A 16263-nucleotide genomic window follows, 5' to 3' on the forward strand; every position below is an offset into this window, starting at 1 on the left:
CGGCAACTATGTCGGCCCTAGGAGGACTGCGGCGCGCCGTGGTGCACTATGCTGTAGGCTCGGTCGTTGATTAAATTTACGTAATCATTGCCCCCAAGGAGACGGCTTGTTGTCATCGTCGTCAGTGGGACATTGTTCGGCTCTCAGCCTCTCCAGGTCGTCGCTATTCATCAGGCGAACTTTTTTTAACTCCGGTTTCTTGAGGGTGTCGGAGCTCTGGCTCTTGTATTCCCTACCAGTCGTTGAAATCATTGTGTTCGGGGGTGGAGTTGGTATCGTTTGTTTTTGAACAAAAGAAGCATCGTCGGGCAGCGCTTGAGTATCTTGTAATTCCGTGCGGTTGATATACCGCCGAGCGTTACGCTCGCCCTCTGTTAGCTTCGGCCACGTATCGATCCAACCAAAAGGCTCACTAACGATGAAGGGATGCTGGAGCTTCATGCCTCTGACATAGCAAGCGAAGCGTGCGTGAGTGTCGGTTTTCTCTACTCCCTTCAAAAAATCAGGCGTGCAGCGCAAATCTCTCGCCACATAATTGAGATCGGCAGCTTCGGGAGATGCAGCGTATTTGATGCTCGTATTTGTCGAGATGGCGGCGCGTGTCGCTTCATCTAACTCAGCACAAAACAGGTTCTGAAAGGCGAGAATGACACCGCCACCGTATTCACGCATAAGTCGTAGCAACCTCGGTGTTTTTTCCGGGTCCATAAACTCTTGCGCTTCGTCGATTACAAGGTAGACCGGGTGACGTTCCTTTCGGCTTTGAATAGCGTCTTGAACGAGAGAGATGATGTACCGGCCGATGACTTGGTGATCCTCGGAGAGTTCAGTCATGCGCGTATTCACGAGGAGTAACCTCCTTTCGCGGATGCACTTCGCAATATCGAGCTTGCGGGTTCTTGCGTTGAACATTCCGGCAAGCCAGTCATTCTGTGTTATGCCGTAGATGCGAGATTTTAGTTCCTCTCTAGTGGAAGAGAAGTTCTTCTCGTAGTAGTCGTTCTCAAAGAAACGCTTTGGTATTGGTGGAAGTCCAGCAATCGCCCTCTGGAAAATCGGATTATTGCGCTTGTCGTCCATGAGATCGAGAAGCGTTTCCAAATTTGCGTTTGGAACGTTGAAAAGAAGTCGGGCACAAAATGCAAAACAGGCCGCTTGTTTCCCCGTGAGCTTTTGCTTGGTTGTAGAAAAAATGTAGCTGAAATCAGAAATCAGTTGTGATGGATCTCGGCCTTGAGTTGTAAAGAGGTTGAGAGCTGGTCTCATCTTAGGGTCGATGACGACAGGGAATGGAAGCGAGTCATTAAATATACGCAGGTAGCGAAGACGCTTTACCATGAAGCCTTTTGGATCGATGCAAATATAAGCGGGCTGCTCCTTAGGTCTTGTGGCTGAATGGTAATCGTCCAGCAGAGTATTTTGGAGAAGGGTTGTTTTTCCGGCACCAGAGGGTGCTATCACCATCGTATGTTCAAGCCGGATATATTCGGGGATTTTTCGTGGTCGGAGTTTTTCTTCTTCAGCTTCTTGAGCCAATCGCTCTTCCTCTAATCGCGCCTCTGCTTTCTCCTGTGCAATGCGCTGTTTTTCCTCTTCCTTTTCCCGAATGGCGCGTTCTTTTTCGGATTGCTCTTCACTGATGAGAGCAAGTTCTGCGTCAATACGGTTTTTAAGTTTTTGCTCGGCTGTGCTGATGGCGTTGGCTCGCTCCGAAAACCATCGGTCTAAGTCACGTTTGACGTGTTGATCGAGGTATTCTTTTGGGGTTGTGGTTGTTGTGCCAAAGACGTTGTCAATGAAGTTGATGATGGGTGTGCGCTCCCAGCAGTTTATGTGAGCGTCTCGTTCATGTTGTTCATATTGTTCTATGAGTAATTCATCCTCTTCTGGCTTTTTATCAAAGCCGTAGCGAGGATCGAGAAGTGGTGTGATCGCTTTTTCGTAGCAGACCCGCGAACCAAACCAATAATCTCTATAAAACATAATCGCGTTAGATCGCTCGGCCAAACCGCACTGAAGACATCTTCGTGGATCGAGGCGCATGAAGCCCTCCGAGAGATGGTCAGTGTTCGACAAGTGTTGGAAGGTCGTTTCGTCTTGTCGCACGGATCTCGAGCCAGGCGATGATCTCATGCTGCCACCAGACTCTACGAGCCATGCGGCCACGGCCCAGTTTGAAGCTCTTCGGAAAATCAGGGTCGTAACAAGGATCGTCGGGGTCCTCCAGACGATCAATATGCGCACGACAGTAAGGGATTCCGAACTCGGTCTTTAATTGCTTAAAAGTGACGACTGCCTTGGTCATAGTTCGCTCCGATGCTGAGGCGGAAGTTACGTTTCCACGTCTTGTTCATCGGAGTCGTGCACCAAGGGTGCCAATTGAACCGTTCTAAAAACTCATCTAACTACCCTTTTCAGATGGGCTTCGAGCTTTTGCAGCGCAGCGCGCTTCTCAGGTAGGTAATCGTATCTGTCGTATATTTCATCGAGATCGGTTTTGCCTCCACCAGTGACATGGTTGAGCATGATCTCAGCGATTTCGCGCGAGACTCCCAGGCGCGCGAGCGCGGAGCGAAATGTGCGCCGTAGATCTCGTACCTGCCATCCGGTCACGCCTGATTGCTTGTCGAGCTCCCTCTTCAGCTTTCCCCACGAGCCGTCGTTGAAGTGCGTACCCTTGATGTGACCGGGGAAGTAGTAGTCAATATTTTTGTCCCGCCAGTTGTCGCCCATCTTTTCCTGCCGATTGAGGATCGCGCGCGCCATTGGAAGGATCGGGATTGCGTGCGCCCGTCCGTTCTTCGTGAACTCACCCGGGATAGTGAGCACACGGCCGTCTCGCCAGGCTCGTTGCAGCCGTCCTACTTCGCCGTTCCGACATCCCCACAAGATGATGAGTCGGATCATGTCGCCGAAGAAACCCTCGCACGCATGCCAGATTTTTCTGAGTTCGTCGTCGTTCAGGATGCGGCTGCGTTTCTTGTTCTTACCGGGAGCCGGATAGCCTTCAAGCGGACTGCGCTTGATGTAGCGGTGCGGAGGTTTCGTGCACCACCGGAGCATCGTCCGGAGCGCGCGGAATGCGTGAAGCTGCTCGCTTGGTACGTCGGCGAGCTTTCCGAGCTCACGCTCAATCGCCGCATCGTCGAGGTCAGCAAGAGTGCATCTAAAATTCAAGCGATTGAGAAGCCGGAGCGTCTCAGATTTCGTGCGCTCGCTCTTGCCCTTATAGTTCTCCTCCACGAAGACGAGCTTCGCCTGGTCGAACTCGATGCTGATTTCCTTCTCCCCGACGGGAGTGCCGAGCGCGACAAAGGCGCGGCGGCGCGCTTCTGCAAGCTTCAGATCAGGATAGTGACCGAGCCGGATTTTGGTGCGGTTGGGCTCTTTGAGGACGATCCACGTCTTGCGACGCTTACCGACCCGCAGGCCAAAAGCCGGCGTCTTCCGGTCCATGTACAGACCCGGCTTCAGTGACTGAACGGTGAGATCTGTGAGTCCAAGAATTGGCACGATTTGGCACGCCTTTCACGTGGATTGAGGCGGATAACCATGCCGAAGTATATGAGGGTCGAGTCGCGGAAACCACTGTAAAACAAGGGGTTTACGGGCACTATGTGGAACGGTGGAGAGGCTTCACAAAAGATTGGGAAGCTGCCGTTCTACCATTGAACTACGCCCGCGGATGCGCTGCTCACGCCCGTCCTGATTAGCCGAGACGGCGCGTCTCGCCAAGCGGTTTGGCGCACCCAGCCGGACGGTTGTTAACGTCCTGGCAAGATTTTGGGTGCGCCGGATTGTGGCGGTGTTATGATCAAGCTGTCGGGGGAGTGACGTGCACTGAGTGGGGCGTGTGCATGGTGGGGCGTGGCTATACGATATTCGACACGGCGATCGGGCGCTGCGGCATCATCTGGAGCAGCACCGGCGTGGTGGCCGTGCAATTGTCGGAGGCGCGGGAGATCGACACCCGCCGCCGGATTTTCGCAGTCCATCCCGGTGCGCGCGAGCAGCAGCCTCCGCTGAATGCCGAGCTTGCGATCGAGGGCATCGTGGGCCTGCTGCAGGGCAGCGATCCTGATTTTTCCGACGTCAGCCTGGATGCCGGCGGCGTGCCCGGCTTCAACCGGCGGGTCTACGAGTACACCTGCACGATCCCGCGCGGGGAGACGCGCACCTATCACGAGATCGCCAAGGCGCTGGGGGCCTCCGGCGCGGCGCATTCGGTGGCGCAGGCGGTCGCGAAAAATCCCTACATGCTGATCGTCCCCTGCCACCGGGTGCTGGAGGCCGGCAACTACACCGACCGGCTCTCGCCCTATGGCGGGGTGATCTCCAAGCGGCGGCTGCTGGCGCTCGAGGGTGCCCATCCCGTCGCCAGCAAGACGCTGTTCGAGGTGTTGCTGCCCGTTGCCCCGCCTCGGGCGCCCACCTAGATAACGTCGCATGGATGCGACCACGCTGCTGACGACACGCTCGATCACGGTCTCCGAGTTCCGCTGCGATGCGGGGGCCGGACGACACGCCGTTCGCGGAGTGCCGCACCGGGCATTCCATCGCCTATGTCCGCTCCGGCAGTTTCGGCTGCCATTGCCGCGCCGGCTTCTTCGAACTGGTGGCAGGCTCGATACTGGTCGGCGCCCCCGGCGAGGAATACACCTGCACGCATGAGCATGTCAGCGGCGACGTCTGCCTGGGCTTCTTCTTCAGCGAGGACCTGGTCGATGCCCTCGGGGGACGGCGCGAGATCTGGAAGGTCGGCGCGACACCGCCGCTGCCCGAGCTGATGGTGCTGGGCGAGCTCGCCCAGACGGCGGCAGATGGCAACAGCGATCTGGGCCTCGACGAGATCGGCCAGATCCTCGCCGGCCGTTTCGTGGACGTCGTCTCGGGCAAGGCGCGCAAGCCGGCCACGCCCACCGCACGCGACCGCCGCCGCGCCGTCGAAGCCGCGCTGTGGATCGACGCCAACTCGCATGCCGAGGTCGACCTCGAACAGGCCGCGCGGCACGCGGGACTGAGCCCATTCCACTTCCTGCGGCTGTTCTCGGCCGTGCTCGGCGTCACCCCGCATCAATATCTGGTGCGCTCGCGACTGCGGCACGCCGCGCGCCTGCTCACCGAGGACGACATCGCGGTCACCGACGTCGCCTATGACGTCGGCTTCGGCGATCTCTCCAATTTCGTCCGCACCTTCCATCGCGCCGCCGGCGTGTCGCCGACGAAGTTCCGGCAGGCGTCGAAGGGCGAGCGCAGGATCTTCGGGGAACGACTCGTCCTCAACTGAGACACACGGGCCGCTTCGCCAGTAACAGTCTGTTGACCAGACGGGTGCGATGCACTGGCACTTGCGGTACCCCGCGCGGTATTACAACCGAAGGGCGATTTGGCGCTCCTTCAAGGCGGCGAACCGGCAGATGGACAGTACCTCGATTGACGTGATTGCGGCCACGCTGATCGCGCTTGTCGTCGGCCTCGCCTTCATCGCGGGCTGTGCCGTCTATTACGGCCGCCAGATCAGCTTGCGCAGGATTCCGATGCAGTGGGACACCGACGGTCAGCCGGCCTGGTTTGCACCACGCCTCGTTGGGCTCTGGTTCAGCTTCGGCGTCACGGCGGCCCTTTCCATGTTCCTGCTCGTCCTCGCCCTTCATGCACCGCAGAAGCTCACAGCCCTGATCGTCGCGACGATCAGCGTGATTGGAACGAACATGTGGGTGCAGGTCTATCACCTGAGACGGGTGGTCCGCTGGCAGGCGGAGGCACCGGCGAACTAGCCGGGCGGGATGCGCAAGATTCTCCAAGAGCGGCTTGCCTTCAATTGACTAGGTTCGTCTCCGGCGTGCGCCACGCGCGGCGCGCTTTGCAATGGAGACGAACATGTACGACCACATCGGACTTCGCGTAGCCGATCTCGATGCCGCCACGCGCTTCTACACCGCGGTGCTGGCGCCGCTCGGCTACGTCCTGTGCTCGAGCGGCGACGGCTATGCCGGCTTCGGGCCGAAGGGCGCGCCGGCGCTGTGGCTGCACCTGAACAAGGGGCGGAAGGCCGACGGCGCGCATATCGCGTTTCGCGCCGGGAATCATGACGCGGTCAAGGCGTTCCACAGCGAGGGGCTCAAGAGCGGCGGACGCGACAATGGCGGCGCGGGCCCGCGCAAGGACTACAGCCCGACCTATTATGCGGCGTTTCTGATCGATCCGGACGGCAACAATGTCGAGGCGGTTTGCGTGTGAGCAAGCGCCCCACGCACGAGCATTCGTAGGGTGCCACGTGCGACGGTGCCGATGAATGGTAGGCACGGCGCGCGAAGAGCGCGCCTTTGCCCACCCTACGACCCCTTCAACCAAGGACACCTTCATGGCCTCCATCCACAACGACATTCCCCTCAACGCCCCTGCGCGCGAGGTCTGGGACGCGGTGCGCGATTTCGGCGCGCTGCATCAGCGGCTGGTGCCGGGCTTCGTCACGGCCTGCACGCTCGATGGCGATGCACGCATCGTCACCTTCGCCAACGGCTCCGTCGCGCGCGAGGTGATGGTCGATTGCAATGATGCGCGGCAGCGCCTCGTCTATGCCATCAACAACGAGCGGCTGAAGCACTACAGCGCCTCGGTGCAGGTGATCGCCGAGGGCGATGCGCGGTGCCGCCTGGTCTGGATCATCGACATGCTGCCGAACGAGCTTGCGCCGTATGTCCAGGGGCAGACGAAGGAAGCCGTCGCCGCCATGCACAAGGCGTTTCCAGCCGCGGCCGCCTGACTGACCTCTGTGACTTTTCTCACAGAGCCCTCGCCTCCTCGGCCGTAACCATGGCCGCGTGCGTCCGGTTGGCTCCGCTCTCCCGGCGAAGCCACGCACGCGAGGAGCATGCCATGAGAGGTGCGGACAGGGTGATCTGCCAGGCAGCCGCCGTGCTGCTGCTGTTCTCGGTCGCGAGCACGCCGGCGGAGGCGCAGCTCGCGGGCTTCGGTGGCGGCGGAGGCGCCGGCGGCGAGGACATGATGACCCAGATGGCGCCGATGCTGGAGATGATGAAGGCGAAGATGGGCAAGCGCCGCTTCGCCATGCTGATGCAGACCATGGGCCCGATGATGAGCCGCATGATGGAGAATGGTGGCGGCGGCTTCGGCGGCATGATGGGCGGCGGTGGCCTCGGCGGCAGCAATCTCGGCGGCGGCTTTGGTGCGTCCAATTATGGCGGCTACAGCCCGATGGGCGGAGGCGGCTATATGCCAACGGGCATGGGCGGCGGCGACATCATGGGCATGCTCGGCGGCACCAGTGGCGGCGACATGATGGCGATGATCCCGCAGCTGATGCGGCTCGCCAATGTCGGCGGCGGTGGCGGCCATCGCCGCCACAGGCATCGCTAATCCGCGACGCCTGAGAGAGCCGGCCTGATCGCGGGCTTGCTCTTGCGCGGTCCCCAGCGCGTCAGCACCACGCTGGAGCACGACAGCAGGCCGAGCACGACCATCGAGCTCGCGGCCAGCCAGAAGAAGCTCTGCGCGGTCGCCTCATGTGTCGACAGCCACCAGCCGGTCGCCGAGATGTAGATCAGCCGCGCGGTCTGCGCCAGCACCGGGCCGATCACCTTGGCCGCGCCCTGCGAGGAGAAATACATCGTCGAGGCGAGCCCGATGAAGGCGTAGAACGGCGCCACCGTCGACAGATATTGGTGACTGGCCGCGCGGACGGTCGCGCTGTCGGTAAAGATGTTGACCCAGAGATCGGGGAAGAGCGCGACCAGGCACGCCGGCGCACCGACGGCGACGAATGCGCTCGCACCCGCGATCCAGGCAATGCGCCGGGCGCGCGCGATGCGGCCGGCGCCGACGGCCATGCCGACCATCGGCACCGAGGCGATGCCGAACGAGAACGCGATCGAGGTCAGCAGGAATTCGAGCCGCGCACCGATGCCGTAGCCGGCGAGGATCGCGGTACCGAACTTCGCCAGCATGTGGGTGAAGATCGAGATCGTCAGCACCGATTGCAGCGGCGAGAAGCAGGCGATGGCGCCGACCTTCAGGATGTCGAAGAACATGGCCCATTGGATGCGCAGGCCGCGCAGCTTCGGGACGACGCGCGCGCGGCCTGAGAACAGGTACCAGCCCATGACGCCGATGTTCATGCAATAGGCGATCAGCGCGCCGGCCGCGACGCCGCGCATGCCGAACTGCGGCACCGGTCCGAGTCCGAGACCCAGCGTGCCGCCGAGCACGATCTGCCAGGCCGCGGAGTTGAGGATCAGGAACGAGGGCAGCCTCATATTGCCGGTGCCGCGCAGCACGCCCGCCATCGTGTTGAGCAACCAGGGCAGCACGGCGCCGCCGAAAAACACCTGCGTGTAGGCGATCGCGTGCGTCAGCACATCGCCGCGGCCGCCGAGCATCTCGAGCACCTTGGGCCCGAAAATCAGCATGCCCAGCATGAAGACGAGGCCGAACGTGATGCCGATCAAGAGCGCATGCGCGGCGAGCGTGCCGGCGCGCTCGCGATCGCCGGCGCCGAGCGCGCGTGCGATGGCGGAGGCCACCGCACCGCCCATCGCTCCGCCGGACATCGTCATGGTCAGGATCACGGTCGGGAACACCAGCGCCATCGCGGCCAGCGCCTCGACGCCGAGCCGGCCGATATAGGAGGTCTCCGCGATCACCGTGCAGGTGCCGGCCGAGAGCGCGATCACGTTCGGCCAGGCAAGCCCGAGCAGCGTGCGCAGGATCGGTCCGTCCATCAGCGCGCTCCTCACCGGCCGCGGAGGCGGCGGCAGCGGGCGCTCTTGTTCATCGACCGGGATTTCGGCGATGTCGGACATGTCCTCTCCCGGGCACGAGCGCCATTTTCGGCGCGGCAATGACTAGGTGTGCCAATGAATTTCTTCGCGCAGAAGGCGCGGCGAGAGGCTTGTTAGCACGGCAATTGCCGATTCCTCCTGCGCCTGATGCAGGCGTGCCCTGCGGCAGCGCATTTCAGCCCGTGGAATTGCGGTCTCTCGTCTCCCTCTCCCCGTTCTTACGGGGAGAGGGTTGGGGTGAGGGGCCGCGTCCGCGAAAACGATGCGAGTTGGACTCGCGGAGAGTCCCCCTCACCCGGATTGCATCTTCGATGCAATCCGGCCTCTCCCCGCACGCGGGGAGAGGCGAAGTGGCCGCGCCGTTCTCGTCACCCAATCGACCAGACCAGCGGCGGACGGCCGCCTGCGGCCGGGCGCATGCGGATGCCGATATGCCGGCCGCAGCCGGCAGCCAATCCCTCGAACAATCCCTCCAGCACCTTGGCGCAGGCGCGGTGACAATCAGCGACGTCGTCCATCAGCTTCCAGCTCTGCTGGCGGATTTCGAAGGTGCCTTCGGACTGCGTCATCTCAGCATTGTCGTCCTGGGCAGCGAACAGCGCGTTCAGGAACGATGCGAATTCCCTCGCGCCGCCGCGGCTCGTCGCGAGTGCGGCCGCGGCCTCGTCGAAATACTGCATCCCGATCAGCTTGCCGGTGAGATGCAGCAGATAACCGGCGTCCTCCGGGCCGAACAGCTGCACCATCACGGGCGCGGCGGTGCGGACATATTCCATCGCATAGTTGCGATAGGCTTTTTCAAGCCGCGGTTTCGGCCAGCTCGCGACCGGCAGCGCCGGCGCGGTCTTCGCATCGAACGGCGGCGCTTCCAGATGCCGCGCGAACACCAGGCGCTGGTCGAGTTCGAGCGGATGGTCGTATTGATGATAATAGCCTTCGAGCCCGTCCTGGCCGTCGACGCTCTGCTTGGTGCAGACGAAGCCGAGGCGAAGATCTCCGAGCGCAACCCCGTTATTGGCGTGCCAGCCGCGCAGCATCGCGCGTGAGACTTCGCCCGGCACGCCGCAGATCGCGGTGCCCTTCCAGATCCAGCGCGGCGGCGGATAGCGGATCCAGGCCTTGACGTCGCTCTCATACATGTATTCGACATGCACGCCGCCGATCCAGTTGGAGAGGTAGTGATATTGCGCAGCCGCGACCGCCGGCGGCAGATGGCTGAGCCCGAGCTTTTCCAGCCCCGGCAGGAAGCGCTCCTGCTGCTGACGGCGGAACACGCGGAAGACGAACTCCGCGGCATCCGCGGTGCCGCGCCGCGTGACGACGGTGAGGATAAGGCCGGTGAAATAGGCGTGATAGAGATCGGCGACCGCGCGCCAGCGCTTCCATTGGGCTTCCTGCGCGGAGTCAGCTGCGGCGGTCATGTTCGCTCCCGGCTTGTTGTTTTACGGGAGTGTGTCATCGCGGCTGGGGCGGCGCAACCAGCCACAGACTCGGTGTCATCGCCCGGCGAAGACCGGGCGATCCAGTATTCCAGAGACAGTTATGATTGAATCGAGACGCCGCGGCGTACTGGATGCCCCGGTCGAGCCGGGGCATGACAGTTGGAGATGTCGCTACACCCGAAAATGTTTCGAGAGCTTCAAGCCCTGCGCCTGGTAGTTCGAGCCGATGCGCTGGCCGTACATCGCGTCGGGGCGGGCGAGCATCTTCTCGTAGACGAGGCGGCCGACGATCTGGCCGTGCTCGAGGATGAACGGCACCTCGCGCGAGCGCACCTCCAGCACGGCGCGCGATCCCAACCCGCCGGCACCGGCATAGCCGAAGCCGGGATCGAAGAAGCCGGCATAGTGCACGCGGAATTCGCCGACCAGCGGATCAAAGGGCACCATCTCGGCTGCAAAGTCGGGTGGCACCTGCACGGCCTCTTTCGAGGCGAGGATGTAGAACTCGCCGGGATCGAGGATCAGGCTGCCGTCGGGCCGGGCCGAGATCGGCTCCCAGAAGTCCTCGACGGAATAGCCGGAGCGGCGATCGACATCGACGACGCCGGTGTGGCGCTTGGCACGGTAGCCGACGAAGCCGCTCGCCTTCTCGCCGGAGAGATCGACGGAGACGGCGACGCCGCCGGCCAGATCGGCATCGTCGATGTCGACGAGGCGCTCGGACGCATGCAGCGCATCGAGCTCGTCGGCATTGAGGATGGCGTCACCGGTGCGGAAGCGCACCTGCGACAGGCGCGAGCCCTCGCGCACCAGCACCGGAAATGTCTTCGGGCTGATCTCGGCATAGAGCGGGCCGTGATAGCCGGCGCCGATCATGTCAAAGCGGCGGGTGCCGTCGGCGATCACGCGGGTGAAGACGTCGAGGCGGCCGGTGGAGCTCTTGGGGTTCGCAGCCGCGACGATCTCCGGCGGCAGCGCGAGGCTTTCCAGCAGCGGCACGATGTAGACGCAGTTGGTTTCCAGCACCGCGCCGTCGGCAAGGCTGAACTCGTGCAGCTTCAATTCGTCGATGCGCTCGGCCACCGTGGCGCCGGGACCAGGCAGGAAGCTGGCGCGGACGCGATAGGCGATGTCACCGAGGCGCAAATCGAGGCTCGCCGGCTGGATCTGGCTTTCGACGAAATCGTATGCGGGCAGGATGAGGCCCGCCTCCGCCATCGCCGCGATCATGCGGTCGGGCAGGATACCATTGGCGTCGGCGGCGATCGTGAAGCTCAACCGGGGGTCCTCGTCAGGGGTCAAACGCATCCGGACGTGCGGGAAATACTAGCCTTTTACGGCTATCCGATGGACGCCTTGACGGAAAGGCCATTGCGGAATATGAGCATCACTTATCCCGTGGTGATTTGAGCCGGCCGGCTTGCAGCCACGTTAAATAAGTCGCTAAACAGGCCGGGGACCTCTGTGATCCCGGCCCGTGGATATATCCAGGCCGGTTGTTTTGTGACCGTTTTCGACGAGACGGTCATGTCGGAGGTACCTATGTCGAAGTCGCCTGCCACTTACCGTCCCGAAACCCGCTTGGTCCATTCCGGCACCCTGCGCTCGCAATTCGGCGAGACGTCGGAGGCGCTGTTCCTGACCCAGGGCTACGTCTACAACAGCGCCGAGGAGTGCGAGGCGCGGTTCAAGGGCGAGGATCCCGGCTTCATCTATTCGCGTTATTCGAACCCGACCATCTCGATGTTCGAGCGCCGCATGATCGAGCTCGAAGGCGCCGAAGCGGCGCGTTCGGCGGCGACCGGCATGGCCGCGGTGACGACGGCGATCCTGGCGCCGCTGAAGGCCGGCGACCACGTGGTCGCCTCCCGCGCGCTGTTCGGCTCGTGCCTCTACGTCATTCAGGATCTGTTGCCGCGCTACGGCATCGAAACCACGCTGGTCGACGGCCTCGATCTCGACCAGTGGCAGCGGGCCTTGCGGCCGAACACCAAGACGTTCTTCCTGGAGAGCCCGACCAACCCGACGCTCGACGTGCTCGACATCCCCGGCATCGCCGAGATCGCGCACAAGGGCGGCGCGCGGCTCGTCGTCGACAACGTGTTCGCGACGCCGATCTGGCAGAGCCCGCTCGCGCTCGGCGCCGACGTCGTGGTCTATTCCGCGACCAAGCACATCGACGGCCAGGGCCGCTGCCTCGGCGGCATCATCCTGTCCTCGGAAGCCTTCATCGCCGAGCACCTCCACAATTTCATGCGCCAGACCGGGCCGTCGATCTCGCCGTTCAACGCCTGGGTCTTGCTCAAGGGCCTGGAGACGCTGGCCGTGCGCGTGCGCGCGCAGACCGACACCGCGGCACGCGTTGCGGAAGTGCTGGCCGGCCATCCGAAGATCTCGCGATTGATCTATCCCGGCCGCGCCGATCATCCGCAGGCAGCGCTCGTGAAGAAGCAGATGCGCGGCGGCTCGACGCTGGTCGGCTTCGAGGTCAAGGGCGGCAAGGCGGCCGCGTTCCGCGTGCTCAACGAGCTCAAGCTTGCGAAGATCTCGAACAATCTCGGCGACGCCAAGAGCCTCGTCACCCATCCGGCAACCACGACGCATCAGCGCCTGAAGCCGGAAGACCGCGCCGCGCTCGGCATCAGCGAGGGCTTCATCCGCTTCTCCGCGGGGCTGGAGCATGCGGACGATCTGATCGAGGACCTGACGGCGGCGCTGGAGAAGGCGTGAGGCGATCGAGCTCTCGTAGGGTGGGCAAAGCGAAGCGTGCCCACCATTCACCACCGAGCTGGCGATAGATGGTGGGCACGGCGCGCGAAGAGCGCGCCTTTGCCCACTCTACGGCTACGCAGCCGAACTACATCGGCCGGTACGCCCGCACGTCCCCGGGCACGTTGACCCCGAGCTTGATCTGGCCGACGGAGCGGATGATGTCGTCGCCGAGGAGCTGGGCGAAGCAGGCATAGCCCCAATCGTTCATATGCAGGCCGTCGGCGATCACGAAGCTCTCGACCGGGATCGATTGATTCTCGTGCCAGTCGCGCATCACCTCGAAGCGCGGGAAGATGCCGACGTGACGGAGTTCGGCGACCTTGCCGAGCAGCTTCACCATCTTGCCGGCACTCTCCTTGCGCTGGTTGACGGCCGGCGAATATTGCGGATCGACCAGCACGATATCGGCGCCGCCGGCGGCCTGGATGCGGGCGATGCCGTCCTCGACCATCTTGGCGGTGTCGCCGGGATCGAGATTGCGCAGCACGGCGTTGGTGCCGACCTGCCAGATCACCATGTCCGGATGCACGTCGATCACCTCCTTCTGGAGGCGCTTCATCATCTCGGGCGCGTCCTCGCCGCCGACGCCGGCATTGATGACGGTGATGTCCGCGGTCGGATATTGCCGGCGCAGCTGCGCCGCAAGACGGTTCGGATAGTTGAAATCGGGTGAGCTTGCGCCGTAGCCGGCGGTCGACGACGAGCCGAACGCGACGATCACGACAGGCTTGCCGGCGACGAGCTTGCCCGCGACATGCGGCAGCGAGCCCATCGCCTTCGCGCCGCCCTTCGGCGGCAGGCAGGGGACGCGGTTGAAGACGTCACCGGCGGATTTCGCGACCTGCTTCACCTTGTCGATGGCGCGCGCGGTGATGCCGCGCTGTTCGGGAGACGTCGCGGCGACGGTGGTCTGGGAGGGCGATGCCGGAGCGGGATTAGCGGCCTGCGCGGGCGCGGGCGTTGCCTGCGCAGCCTGCGCCTGCGCGCGCGACTGCGAAACAGGAGTCAGCAACAGCAGCGCCGCCGCCACGGGTGCAGCCAGCCATGACGTCAGGCAAAAAGGGCGGATAGAACTCATTAACACTAGACCTCAATTTTGCTGCTGGGCCGGCCCCAGATGGGCTGCGTCGATCACGAACTGTGCCAACGCCCGGCCAAGGCAATCGTGGACCTGTTTCGCGAGCTCAGGCCCGCGGGACGGGCTGAACAGGTCGAACTGACCCTGATCATTCCACTGCCGCATGATCGCGAAACGGTCGAACAGCGGGATGTCGTGCTCCTGTGCCACCACCCGCATATTGTCGAGATAGGGCGGCACCGAGATCATGGTTTCGGTACGCGGGCTGTACTGCAAGTTCATCAACACGACGTCAGCCCCTGCATTTTGCAATGCGGAAACCCCTCCGGTCACCGCACCGCGAAAATCGTCGGGATCGATTGCTCGGATAGCATCCACGGTCCCGGTCTGCCAGATGACCAAAGTAGGCCTTTTTGCTTCCATCAGCTTAACGAAGCTGGCGGCCGCCTCCTCTGCCGTCTTCTTGCTCTGTATTTCTACGGAGACGTGCACAACTTCCGATGGCGACAGCTTGTCCTTCAAAATGGCCTGCATGCGTGCCGGATAGGAAGCGTCCTCGGAGGCCGGAATCGTGGTCGAACGGCTGCCGATGACCAGGATTTCGAGCGGTTTGCCGGCCTTGATGGCGTCGGCGACCTTGGGAAGCTGGCTTTCGCTGGTGAGCAGATAGGACGGCAATTCGCAGGCTGCGGGCGCGGCCGGAGCGGGCGGCGCAGCATCCTCCGCGCGCGCCGACGGCGCGGCGAGGCCACCGCATAGCAGGATCAGGCTCAGGAGAACCTTCGCCTTCATCAGCCCCCTCCCGCCAGATCGGCGTTGCCGACGGCGTTCTTGGTTTTCGCACCGCTCTTGTCAGCTACGCGCTTGTACCACGAAATCACCCAGGCCACGCCCCACATGATCAGGATTCCGGAGAGACTAATCACCGCATGCATGACGGCGCCGCCGGAGACCTCGGCCAGGATGAAATGACCGGCGAAGGCCAGGAAGACGCCGAGGCAGAAGATCTCCAGGGAATGCGAGCCGCACAGGATCAGCGGCCGCAGCCAGGGCGATTTCAGGCCCGGCCAGTCGCGCGGCAGGAAGCGCACGGTGAGCGCTGCCAGTGCCAGGAAATGCGTGAAGCGCAGCACGTCGAGGTCGGTCTTGTCGATCGGATACATCCACTGCTCGAGCCGCTTCGGCATCAGATGCGAGAGCTGCGGCACATACCAGGTCAGCGTCACGTAGAACGCCGCGACGATATAGGCGATCGCGATCCACATCGTCACCGGTGAAGCCAGAATACGCGACATGCGCCGCGCACCTCCAAGCGCACACCATGCACCGAAGACGAACAGCAATTGCCAGGCCAGCGGATTGAACGCCCAGAAGCCGTTCGGATAGGCGGAGAAGTAGAGGTCGTATTCCCAGGTGACCGCGTAGAGCACGACCGAGAGGCCGAGCGTGACATCGGGCTTCCACTTCATCGACCACAGGATCAAAGGCAGCGCCAGCATCAGCACGATGTAGAGCGGCAGCACGTCCATGTTGACGGGACGGAAGCGCAACAGCAGCGCCTGCACGATGGTGACGTCGGGCTGCTTGAGAAAGTCCATGATGCCCATCTCTTCAGTGTAGAGCGGGTTCTCGAAGCTGGTCGCGACGTAGGAGATCTCGGCGAGGAAGATCGTGAACAGGAAGACGTGGGCGACATAGATCTGCCAGACCCGGCGCATGATGCGCGCGGTGGCGATGACGACGCCGCTCTCCAGCATCGCGCGGCCGTAGACGAAGGCGGCGGTGTAGCCGGAGATGAAGATGAAGATCTCGGTGGCGTCGCTGAAGCCGTAATTGCGGATCGTGAACCAGGTCAAAAGACTCGACGGCAGATGGTCGATGAAGATCAGCCACAGCGCGAGGCCGCGGAACAGGTCGAGCCGGAGCTCGCGCTCGCCGATGGCGGGCAGCGAGATGGCCGGCGCGGCCGCACGCGGCTTTGCATCCGCAGGCTTGGCCCCCGCGATCGTCGATCCCGTCACTTGGTCCGCAATGGTCATCGGGGCCTGGAAACCCTCACACAAATCGCGACGTTATAAGGATTGTACCGGTCCGGCCGTCGTCTCGCAAAGCGGCCGGATCACATAAGGGTGTCTTTCTTTGGGGTGTCTTTCTTTGGGGTGTCTTTCTC

Annotated in this window: 15 protein-coding genes, 1 pseudogene and 1 riboswitch; of the genes and pseudogenes, 7 read left to right on the top strand and 9 right to left on the bottom strand. The window is 62.6% G+C overall.

What is annotated here, in order from left to right; translation table 11 throughout:
- Nucleotides 1-84: 84 nt before the first annotated feature.
- From ACVWW6_RS04640 to ACVWW6_RS04650, 3 genes are all read right to left on the bottom strand, one after another.
- Nucleotides 85-2043: a hypothetical protein gene (locus ACVWW6_RS04640; protein ID WP_456680233.1), complete on the bottom strand. Its 1959-nt coding sequence runs from the start codon at nucleotides 2041-2043 to the stop codon at nucleotides 85-87.
- 19 nt (nucleotides 2044-2062) lie between these two features.
- On the bottom strand, nucleotides 2063-2305 hold the full coding sequence (locus tag ACVWW6_RS04645) for a helix-turn-helix transcriptional regulator (protein ID WP_456680234.1): 243 nt from the start codon (nucleotides 2303-2305) through the stop codon (nucleotides 2063-2065).
- Between the two features lie 92 nt (nucleotides 2306-2397).
- A complete protein-coding gene (locus ACVWW6_RS04650; protein WP_456680235.1) occupies nucleotides 2398-3513 on the bottom strand; it encodes a site-specific integrase in 1116 nt (371 codons plus the stop codon).
- Nucleotides 3514-3857: 344 nt separating this feature from the next.
- On the opposite strand from ACVWW6_RS04650, the gene ACVWW6_RS04655 reads away from it, so the two are divergent.
- The 6 genes and pseudogenes from ACVWW6_RS04655 to ACVWW6_RS04680 all read left to right on the top strand — a co-directional run bounded on the left by ACVWW6_RS04655 (nucleotide 3858) and on the right by ACVWW6_RS04680 (nucleotide 7380).
- A complete protein-coding gene (locus ACVWW6_RS04655; RefSeq protein WP_456680236.1) occupies nucleotides 3858-4436 on the top strand; it encodes a methylated-DNA--[protein]-cysteine S-methyltransferase in 579 nt (192 codons plus the stop codon).
- A 10-nt stretch (nucleotides 4437-4446) separates the two neighbouring features.
- A pseudogene (locus ACVWW6_RS04660) lies at nucleotides 4447-5287 on the top strand (helix-turn-helix transcriptional regulator).
- 130 nt (nucleotides 5288-5417) lie between these two features.
- Nucleotides 5418-5777 (top strand): hypothetical protein, encoded by a 360-nt coding sequence (locus tag ACVWW6_RS04665; RefSeq protein WP_456680237.1) that lies wholly within the window; start codon nucleotides 5418-5420, stop codon nucleotides 5775-5777.
- A 103-nt stretch (nucleotides 5778-5880) separates the two neighbouring features.
- Nucleotides 5881-6240 carry a VOC family protein gene (locus ACVWW6_RS04670; RefSeq protein ID WP_028172750.1) on the top strand — a complete coding sequence of 120 codons (360 nt, stop codon included), beginning with the start codon at nucleotides 5881-5883 and terminating at the stop codon, nucleotides 6238-6240.
- Nucleotides 6241-6364: 124 nt separating this feature from the next.
- Nucleotides 6365-6766: an SRPBCC family protein gene (locus ACVWW6_RS04675; protein ID WP_456680238.1), complete on the top strand. Its 402-nt coding sequence runs from the start codon at nucleotides 6365-6367 to the stop codon at nucleotides 6764-6766.
- Between the two features lie 113 nt (nucleotides 6767-6879).
- The gene (locus ACVWW6_RS04680; RefSeq protein ID WP_456680239.1) at nucleotides 6880-7380 is read left to right on the top strand and encodes a hypothetical protein; all 501 of its coding nucleotides are present in this window, start codon (nucleotides 6880-6882) and stop codon (nucleotides 7378-7380) included.
- Here ACVWW6_RS04680 and ACVWW6_RS04685 read toward each other — a convergent pair.
- The 3 genes from ACVWW6_RS04685 to ACVWW6_RS04695 form a co-directional block, all read right to left on the bottom strand.
- Nucleotides 7377-8822 carry an MATE family efflux transporter gene (locus tag ACVWW6_RS04685; protein WP_456680240.1) on the bottom strand — a complete coding sequence of 482 codons (1446 nt, stop codon included), beginning with the start codon at nucleotides 8820-8822 and terminating at the stop codon, nucleotides 7377-7379. The two genes, ACVWW6_RS04680 and ACVWW6_RS04685, sit on opposite strands and share 4 nt — an antisense overlap.
- Nucleotides 8823-9169: 347 nt before the next feature.
- On the bottom strand, nucleotides 9170-10222 hold the full coding sequence (locus tag ACVWW6_RS04690; protein WP_456680241.1) for a hypothetical protein: 1053 nt from the start codon (nucleotides 10220-10222) through the stop codon (nucleotides 9170-9172).
- A 192-nt stretch (nucleotides 10223-10414) separates the two neighbouring features.
- On the bottom strand, nucleotides 10415-11551 hold the full coding sequence (locus ACVWW6_RS04695) for a 2'-deoxycytidine 5'-triphosphate deaminase (protein WP_011083925.1): 1137 nt from the start codon (nucleotides 11549-11551) through the stop codon (nucleotides 10415-10417).
- An 80-nt stretch (nucleotides 11552-11631) separates the two neighbouring features.
- A riboswitch (SAM riboswitch) is annotated at nucleotides 11632-11711 on the top strand.
- A gap of 74 nt (nucleotides 11712-11785) precedes the next feature.
- On the opposite strand from ACVWW6_RS04695, the gene ACVWW6_RS04700 reads away from it, so the two are divergent.
- Nucleotides 11786-12973, top strand: a complete 1188-nt coding sequence (locus ACVWW6_RS04700) for an O-succinylhomoserine sulfhydrylase (protein ID WP_456683120.1) — start codon at nucleotides 11786-11788, stop codon at nucleotides 12971-12973.
- Between the two features lie 127 nt (nucleotides 12974-13100).
- Here ACVWW6_RS04700 and ACVWW6_RS04705 read toward each other — a convergent pair whose 3' ends face one another.
- The 3 genes from ACVWW6_RS04705 to ACVWW6_RS04715 are packed head-to-tail and all read right to left on the bottom strand — an operon-like array spanning nucleotide 13101 to nucleotide 16132.
- Nucleotides 13101-14093: an SGNH/GDSL hydrolase family protein gene (locus ACVWW6_RS04705; RefSeq protein ID WP_304550429.1), complete on the bottom strand. Its 993-nt coding sequence runs from the start codon at nucleotides 14091-14093 to the stop codon at nucleotides 13101-13103.
- A gap of 12 nt (nucleotides 14094-14105) precedes the next feature.
- The gene (locus tag ACVWW6_RS04710) at nucleotides 14106-14885 is read right to left on the bottom strand and encodes an SGNH/GDSL hydrolase family protein (RefSeq protein WP_028172742.1); all 780 of its coding nucleotides are present in this window, start codon (nucleotides 14883-14885) and stop codon (nucleotides 14106-14108) included.
- Complete coding sequence (locus ACVWW6_RS04715) at nucleotides 14885-16132, bottom strand: OpgC domain-containing protein (RefSeq protein WP_011083921.1); 1248 nt, start codon at nucleotides 16130-16132, stop codon at nucleotides 14885-14887. Before ACVWW6_RS04715 ends, ACVWW6_RS04710 begins: the two co-directional genes overlap by 1 nt.
- Between the last annotated feature and the right edge of the window lie 131 nt (nucleotides 16133-16263).

The organism is Bradyrhizobium sp. USDA 3311 (assembly GCF_054062495.1).

What these genes read in the sequence shown, in the direction of transcription:
- ACVWW6_RS04640 (WP_456680233.1), bottom strand. Translation starts at nt 2,043, where the DNA reads ATGCGCCTCGATCCACGAAGATGTCTTCAGTGCGGTTTGGCCGAGCGA.
- ACVWW6_RS04645 (WP_456680234.1), bottom strand. Translation starts at nt 2,305, where the DNA reads ATGACCAAGGCAGTCGTCACTTTTAAGCAATTAAAGACCGAGTTCGGA.
- ACVWW6_RS04655 (WP_456680236.1), top strand. Translation starts at nt 3,858, where the DNA reads ATGGTGGGGCGTGGCTATACGATATTCGACACGGCGATCGGGCGCTGC.
- ACVWW6_RS04665 (WP_456680237.1), top strand. Translation starts at nt 5,418, where the DNA reads ATGGACAGTACCTCGATTGACGTGATTGCGGCCACGCTGATCGCGCTT.
- ACVWW6_RS04670 (WP_028172750.1), top strand. Translation starts at nt 5,881, where the DNA reads ATGTACGACCACATCGGACTTCGCGTAGCCGATCTCGATGCCGCCACG.
- ACVWW6_RS04675 (WP_456680238.1), top strand. Translation starts at nt 6,365, where the DNA reads ATGGCCTCCATCCACAACGACATTCCCCTCAACGCCCCTGCGCGCGAG.
- ACVWW6_RS04680 (WP_456680239.1), top strand. Translation starts at nt 6,880, where the DNA reads ATGAGAGGTGCGGACAGGGTGATCTGCCAGGCAGCCGCCGTGCTGCTG.
- ACVWW6_RS04685 (WP_456680240.1), bottom strand. Translation starts at nt 8,822, where the DNA reads ATGTCCGACATCGCCGAAATCCCGGTCGATGAACAAGAGCGCCCGCTG.
- ACVWW6_RS04690 (WP_456680241.1), bottom strand. Translation starts at nt 10,222, where the DNA reads ATGACCGCCGCAGCTGACTCCGCGCAGGAAGCCCAATGGAAGCGCTGG.
- ACVWW6_RS04695 (WP_011083925.1), bottom strand. Translation starts at nt 11,551, where the DNA reads ATGCGTTTGACCCCTGACGAGGACCCCCGGTTGAGCTTCACGATCGCC.
- ACVWW6_RS04700 (WP_456683120.1), top strand. Translation starts at nt 11,786, where the DNA reads ATGTCGAAGTCGCCTGCCACTTACCGTCCCGAAACCCGCTTGGTCCAT.
- ACVWW6_RS04705 (WP_304550429.1), bottom strand. Translation starts at nt 14,093, where the DNA reads ATGAGTTCTATCCGCCCTTTTTGCCTGACGTCATGGCTGGCTGCACCC.
- ACVWW6_RS04710 (WP_028172742.1), bottom strand. Translation starts at nt 14,885, where the DNA reads ATGAAGGCGAAGGTTCTCCTGAGCCTGATCCTGCTATGCGGTGGCCTC.
- ACVWW6_RS04715 (WP_011083921.1), bottom strand. Translation starts at nt 16,132, where the DNA reads ATGACCATTGCGGACCAAGTGACGGGATCGACGATCGCGGGGGCCAAG.